The sequence below is a fragment of the Polaromonas sp. P1_E3 genome, from assembly GCF_056405935.1.
In genome coordinates, this window is sequence record NZ_JBFUBD010000162.1 from 1 (window position 1) to 6,229 (window position 6,229).

7 protein-coding genes are annotated in these 6,229 nt (G+C 57.1%); all 7 read right to left on the reverse strand.

Features of this window, described 5'->3' with window-relative positions; translation table 11 throughout:
- Positions 1-80: 80 nt before the first annotated feature.
- The 7 genes from AC1D0Z_RS14655 to AC1D0Z_RS14685 all read right to left on the reverse strand — a co-directional run bounded on the left by AC1D0Z_RS14655 (position 81) and on the right by AC1D0Z_RS14685 (position 5,483).
- On the reverse strand, positions 81-458 hold the full coding sequence (locus tag AC1D0Z_RS14655) for a DUF4288 domain-containing protein (protein WP_477658957.1): 378 nt from the start codon (positions 456-458) through the stop codon (positions 81-83).
- A gap of 279 nt (positions 459-737) precedes the next feature.
- The gene (locus AC1D0Z_RS14660; RefSeq protein ID WP_477658958.1) at positions 738-1,559 is read right to left on the reverse strand and encodes a DUF4261 domain-containing protein; all 822 of its coding nucleotides are present in this window, start codon (positions 1,557-1,559) and stop codon (positions 738-740) included.
- A gap of 164 nt (positions 1,560-1,723) precedes the next feature.
- Positions 1,724-2,116, reverse strand: a complete 393-nt coding sequence (locus AC1D0Z_RS14665; protein WP_477658959.1) for a hypothetical protein — start codon at positions 2,114-2,116, stop codon at positions 1,724-1,726.
- A gap of 103 nt (positions 2,117-2,219) precedes the next feature.
- A complete protein-coding gene (locus AC1D0Z_RS14670) occupies positions 2,220-2,600 on the reverse strand; it encodes a hypothetical protein (protein WP_477658960.1) in 381 nt (126 codons plus the stop codon).
- A gap of 839 nt (positions 2,601-3,439) precedes the next feature.
- Positions 3,440-4,240, reverse strand: a complete 801-nt coding sequence (locus tag AC1D0Z_RS14675) for a hypothetical protein (RefSeq protein WP_477658961.1) — start codon at positions 4,238-4,240, stop codon at positions 3,440-3,442.
- Between the two features lie 35 nt (positions 4,241-4,275).
- Positions 4,276-4,623, reverse strand: coding sequence for an iron chaperone (locus tag AC1D0Z_RS14680; protein WP_477658962.1), 348 nt, complete (start codon positions 4,621-4,623; stop codon positions 4,276-4,278).
- 107 nt (positions 4,624-4,730) lie between these two features.
- Entirely contained in the window at positions 4,731-5,483 is a 753-nt protein-coding gene (locus AC1D0Z_RS14685; RefSeq protein ID WP_477658963.1) for a transglycosylase domain-containing protein, read from the reverse strand.
- Positions 5,484-6,229 lie beyond the last annotated feature (746 nt).

The following is a 6,229-nucleotide window of genomic DNA, read 5'->3' on the forward strand; positions in this document are numbered from 1 at the left end:
CTTTCCGAACTTCCAGAACATCGATTCCATGGGTTCTAACTCTTAACGTTTTGAAGCTGATGAGTTGGATTGAATTTGGCTCATCCTTTTAACTCCTCTTTTGTTTTTGCACGTGCGCGCAGCTTGCGAAGAGTTCGCGGCGCGTGCTCGGCCCAGGCCACCTCCACTCCGTCTTCGATCTTTTCGTAGATGGGAAGAAGCCCGGTCACACCGATGTATTGCCACTTCACCGGAACGCTGTCGGGCCCACCAAGATATCGCATTGCATTCTGCTTGCCGATAACCACAACCTTTGCGTAAGCCTCATCAAACGTTTTCGCACGCACGAGCACCGTGTTCTCCCAGGAGAGGAAACGGCGCTCCGGCTCATTTCTTCCGGGATCGTTCAGCTCCATGAATCGGAGGAGGTAGACACCCAGGTACCAGCCAACGGGAGATGTATTTTTGTCGTAATCCATTAGGTTCCCGCGCAATCCGGCATTCAGGATGCATCACGCCCAGGTCCGGGAGCGAGTTCGGTATTTGCACTATAGCCTTGGCACCGGGAAAGTGGCCTGTACCGTGGTCCGTTTTTTGTCCGCTGGCTGGCCACAACGGTCACTTGACGCATCCGCGCGACATGGAAGCACGCGAGGTAGAAGATTCCTCATCATGCCGGCCAATGAGCTGCTTTTTTGCGTCGCGAGTGCTGGGACGGCCTGTCGATCGTCAGGACAGAAACCACACACATGCGGTCTTCATTCCTTTGGGTACATCACTCTGTAGACTGTGACACCTTCCCGCCAGTAGGACGGTCCCTGGTGAACCCTGATGTTCAACGCTGGTGAAGAGCCTATCGTTTCCCCGTCTTTAATCACCGGCCCACTGCTGACGAGATACTGGGCCATGCTCATGAGCAGGGAGAAAACTTCCACGCCATTCCGATTCACGTCCTTGGCTTCGATTTCCCGAAGGTCAAACTTCTCCATTCCTTGTGTGGACAATGAGAGCCCCTTCTCCAGATCGGTTGAAACGCGGAAGTTAGTCCAGAGCCAAACAGGCGGCCCTGCTCGACTGGCGGGCGCGCTCTGTTTCAGGAACGCCTCTCGGGACTGCAAGCTGGCGCCCCAATAGCTTGCGATGGCATTCTGGTCCATCAGCGTGGCCACCACGTCGGTCTGCAAGAGATAAGCGTCCAGCTGATCGAGATTCGTGTCCAGAATACTGACGTAGACGTGGGCTTTGTGCCGGGCAGTCTCTTCGCAGGCCTTCTTCCAGTACCAGGCGCCTTGGCACAAGTCGTCAATCTGGCCTTTTGGCAGGGGCGCACCGATCAGCCCAATCATCACGGTGCCACCCCGCGACCGAAGAAGAATGACCTCTTGCCCGTCTGCTTCCATGTCATCAATCTTGACCCTTCCCTTGAGCCGTACCTCAAGCTGTGCACGAAAGGCCGCTGCATCGGGAAGCCTTGATTCAGCAAGAAGTACAAACGAGCTAGCCCGGACCTTGCCGGGCTCTGCAGCCGTGGCGAGTGTTGAGGTGATGACAAACGCGAGTAGGGCTAGAAGTGAACGCATGGTGTTGTGTGTGATGCTTTCCGCGTATTAAGCCTGTGGTCCGCGTCTGATAGCAAGAGTGGAATTGCCGTCACGTGTACGGCTTAACGCTTTGGAAGGGCCGTGCGGACCGGTTTTACGATCGTCACCTCCCAACAGAAGGGCTCGAGCCCCTTCTAAAGCACTCAAGGTACATCGTGCGGATTGTATTTGCCGGCGACAAGAAAGTAGAGCGCTACAGGCAAGCAGGCAATCCCGATCACCGCTCCGATGACACCGAATAAAGAGGTCGCCAGGCTCATGGCGATCAGCCCAAGACCTCCACTGAAGATTGCGCCTGCCAGGATAACCCTGATCAACAGCGGCATAGGCCGCCAGTGGGATTCTTCGGCTTCATCCTGAGCTTCGGCCGAAGTGCGCAGAAGGACTGAGCTGACGTATCCGGCAACAGCGGCAGCGACTGCCATCTTGACGAATGGCCACAAGGAGATGCCGGCTCTCAGATCGGTCTTGACGGTCGCGACGACATAGATCAACCAGAAGGCCCAGCACGCACCGACGAGCAGAAGTTTTTGCATGGCTAGTGACACCTAACGTTTGAGACAACCGGCACTGCCCAGCTTGCCGGAGCAACTTCGGTTTATGAAAGAGTCAGGACGTGACAAAGCCACTGCGCTTTGGTTAGCTCGCGGCCACCTTACGGCCAAACCAGAAGCCAAGAACGCCCAACGCCACTGCGATCCAGCCAATGGTGTAGCCGCCGCTGTTGCCCTCGACAAGCTTGGCCTTGAACGCAGCTGTATCACGGTACGTGATCACCTGTCGGCTTGGGGTACTCAGACTGAACACCGACTTCTCATCCTTCGGATCGAACCTGGCTGTCACGGTTTCGCCGCCCAGCCCATCCAGCGAACGCTCAGAATTCGGCTCGCCCACACGCACGGTCTCGATGCCTGCGGGGGTCTGTATGTCCAGCTCCGCATAGCGGCCCGCCAGTACACCCTTTTTGGTCTTGCGCTCGACGACACGCGCGCTCAGGGCTTTGCCGGTGGCAGTGCTCAATTCAGCTTCAGAAGGGACTTTGTGGCGCGAAGGGCGCTTGCGGTCCTCTGCATATTCGGCACCGAGCCATACCAGGCCCCCAATGAACAACACAAGTGAAATCTTTGTCAGACTCAAACCCAGTTCCCCCCCAATATTTGAAGTACATCAGTGACGAGTGCACGGGGTCCTTATCCAGTACTCGTCGCTTGTCTCACAAGAATGCAAGGATTCCCATCCCAGGCGAGCCTCCGGTCGTGAGACCGACCTGCGGCTTCATCAGTTCACCTGGGGAGGCAATTCACGGCGATTATCACCATCAGAATCGACCTCGCCAAGAACGCTTTGCAATCTATGGCGTGGATGCGACAGACAAGCACAGGCGCGTGTATCTGCCCGGTCAACAGATGAGCGCCCTGCTCGCCCGGGATGCTATTTATTTGATAGCTGCTTGCGCCCGTCCATATTAGGCTGTATCCAGTTTTCACGTCTAAAAAAAAGCTCAAAACCGCCTTGAAGGCCACTACGGGGGCTTTTGCGAGATATGGCAGCGCCAGAATCAACCTTTTTTTCGGGTTCTCATATGCGAACAGGCCCCGGGGCCAATGCAGATGAGCGCAAGTAGCTACTGATTTGATAGCAAAGCAAAGACGATGAACAAGGCGCAGTCGTTGTTCCAGCTCATACACGGGTCGGCTCGACGCGCGCATGCTGCAGCGTCGGCGCGGCCCACCCTGCCCTACCTCCGCAAGAAGAACTCCTGGAAGCAGCGGATAGGCGCGAGCTTCGTTCATGAGAGCTAGCGTTCGACATGAGGGGCTAACCCGGCTTGCCGGCGGGCGGATCTTCTCGATGGAGGGTCAGGCTGCATGGCTGGCACGCGAGACCATGCTTGCAACAAGAAAATAGCCCAGGATCGGCCCAGCGCCAAAGCCCAGCAGCGGAACAGGCGTCACCTGCAAAGGTGCCTGTGCGAAGAGAGCCGCGTAATAGACGGCCACAGCGAATGTGCCKATGGAGCGCGTGAGCAAGGCGGACCACAGGAGTGCCGCCACCGGCAATGCCGCAAAAGCCAGGGCGCCAGCCAGTGCAAATGGAGATACCTCAGCAGCCAGACTGAATACACCTTCGACGTGGCGCACCGGAGCAAGCGTATCCGGAACACGCCAGGCGGCCACTGCACAAAGCAGCAGAACGACCAACAAGCCCAGACGGAGCGCGAGGTGGGCGCCTGGCGCAATCAACAGAACCAGCATCGCCAGTGCCAATGCACTCATTTGTGAAGCATCGGGCTGGAGTACGAGTGCGATAGCGGCACCGGCGACGGATACGGCATAAAGGCCGGGTGCGCGGGCCGTTGACGCCCCCAGCAAAAGCAGGAAGATCGGCAATACAACGGGTGCGACGTAAAGTCGAACGCTACCTAAAACAAGCCAGCGCTCAGGATTGCCGTGTCCGCTCGCCAGCAGTGGAATGAACAGGCTCAAAGCCAACACGAGTGGGACCCAATGAATGCTGCCTGACAGCCCTTTGCGGCTCGTGCGTACCAGAATGACAAAAATCGCAGACCCCATAGCCGCCGCGGCGACTTGCAGGACTTGCGCCGAGCGGGGTGCGTTGGTGATGCAAAGGAGCCAGATGCTGAACGCGATGGCCGGCACAGCAGACCAGAACAGCAAGAAGCGGGGCAAGGGAATCACTTGCGGCCGTACTCTCGCGACAATGCCAGGGCAACCCGGCCAATGAGCTCGATTGGAAGATCCTCCTTCAGCGGGAAGGACAAATTGCCCTTTTCGCCACGGTATGGCGCGAGCTCATGCATGAGGTGTGCATCCTGCGTAACAGGTGGATAGACGCCAATGTGCTTCTTGAATGCAGCGAAGTAGAAGAACACCCGACCGCGCTTGAACGCGGGCATGTTGTAGCTTATGCAACGCGAGGCACCAGGCACCAACGCTTCAACTTTTTCCTGAATGGATTGAAGCAGAAGGCGTGCATCAGCGGGCACACTCGCGAAGTACTCTTCATGTGATGCGAAAGCCATGGCGTATTTCGTGCTGTCTAAGGTTTGAGATGTGAGGCGTGACCCGGCTTGCCGGGCGGACGCGTCCTCTTAATTAGAAGGCTGGGCACCACGGCAAGTCAAGTGCGTTAGCTGCCAGCGCGCTCGGGCCTTGCGTCAGTGACAAGCCGCAAGAATGACATGAGGGCTTCTTCCGCCAGTGTTCCGTGTTGCTTTCCGTTGTAGTCAACATCCAGCAGGCTCGCAGGCTGATACTTGCCAGAAAGGTAGGCGCGAATACGCTGGACGCGTTGCATGTTTTCAGGCGTCCCGGGCTTCAGGTTATCGGGAGCTATGTGCATGGCAACAAGCGACAGGAACTCTTCGTCAGTGAGTTCCGCAAAACTTTTGCCGAAATAGGCCTGTGCGGCGGCGGCATAACCATGAACGGGCTGGCCATTATTACTGCCCAGGTAGCAGATATTCAGGAACAGCTGCATTTGATCGTTCTTCGACACCAGCGAATCCAGAGCGTATTGCGCAATCAGCGTCTGGCGAACTTTGGCGATACCTTGCTTGAAACCGTCGGGAAAGTACATGAGCTTGACCAGACCTTGCGTAATGGTCGTCATTCCTGCGCCGGGAGTTTCAAGATCGACGCCGTGATGCCGGGTGAACGCCGGGTCTTCGATTGCCAACAACATGGCTTGCCGTTCCTTGGACAAATCGGTGAGTTTCAGCCGGGCTCCAAATCGCTTCCCGGCTTCGGAAACCAGAGACGGTGTTTCAGCTCTGGCAGCCCCGACTTCGTTGACGTAATAACCGACTGCGAGAACCAGGGCAAGTGCACCTGCACCTGAGAGCCATAGGGCCGTGCGAATGATTGCTTGACCGATCTTCATGTTGTGTCAAATGCTGGAGCGTGATGTGCGATGGAAATTGGTGGCGCCTAACGCAAAGATAACCGGACTAGCCACACAAGCGTCGAGGCCGCCTGCTGCTGCTGCGGGGTGCATGTAATTGACATGTTAGGTGGCATCTCCTGTGTCTTTGCCCCTTCAGACGGCGCGCTCCGCAATTCGGTTGAGCCTCGGCCACTCCGGCCAATATCGAACGGCAACAATGTCCCTGGCACGAAAGCTATAGCGCGTCGTCTGTTCCCCCGCCTGAACCTGAGGCAAACCGGACGTCGAAGTGGCGGTAAATTCGTAAGACACGACGTACACCAGGCTTCCATCGTCATTCCTTTCTACTGAACGTACCACCGCACCTTTCGTGCTGCGGCCCCAGCGCTCAAGCACATACGACGCGGCAGCGCGAAGGCACAACCACCCGATCAACGCAAGCCCAATCGCGATGCCCCCGAGGACCTGCCACATGCTATCGAAATCCATGTTGAAGCCTTCTACCATTTGACATGAAAGGCAGGCCAAAGAACGCGAAATAGCCGCTGGAGCGCCCACCTGGCGGAAGGACCAGGCCTCATTTCGGCGGCCCTTCCTCTTGAGCAATGACCTTTGCGACGAGAGGGAGAGCCAGCATTCGTGCCCTGTGATCGAGAATTCGGGGAAGGCGGGAGAGGTCCACCCCGTCGGCCTCCAGCCAGCGGGCGAGCGTTAGAAGATACAGGTCTGACACAGAGAAATCC

Bases quoted from the DNA above. Each gene is read 5' to 3' on its own strand.
- AC1D0Z_RS14655 (WP_477658957.1), bottom strand. From the start codon at position 458: ATGGATTACGACAAAAATACATCTCCCGTTGGCTGGTACCTGGGTGTC.
- AC1D0Z_RS14660 (WP_477658958.1), bottom strand. From the start codon at position 1,559: ATGCGTTCACTTCTAGCCCTACTCGCGTTTGTCATCACCTCAACACTC.
- AC1D0Z_RS14665 (WP_477658959.1), bottom strand. From the start codon at position 2,116: ATGCAAAAACTTCTGCTCGTCGGTGCGTGCTGGGCCTTCTGGTTGATC.
- AC1D0Z_RS14680 (WP_477658962.1), bottom strand. From the start codon at position 4,623: ATGGCTTTCGCATCACATGAAGAGTACTTCGCGAGTGTGCCCGCTGAT.
- AC1D0Z_RS14685 (WP_477658963.1), bottom strand. From the start codon at position 5,483: ATGAAGATCGGTCAAGCAATCATTCGCACGGCCCTATGGCTCTCAGGT.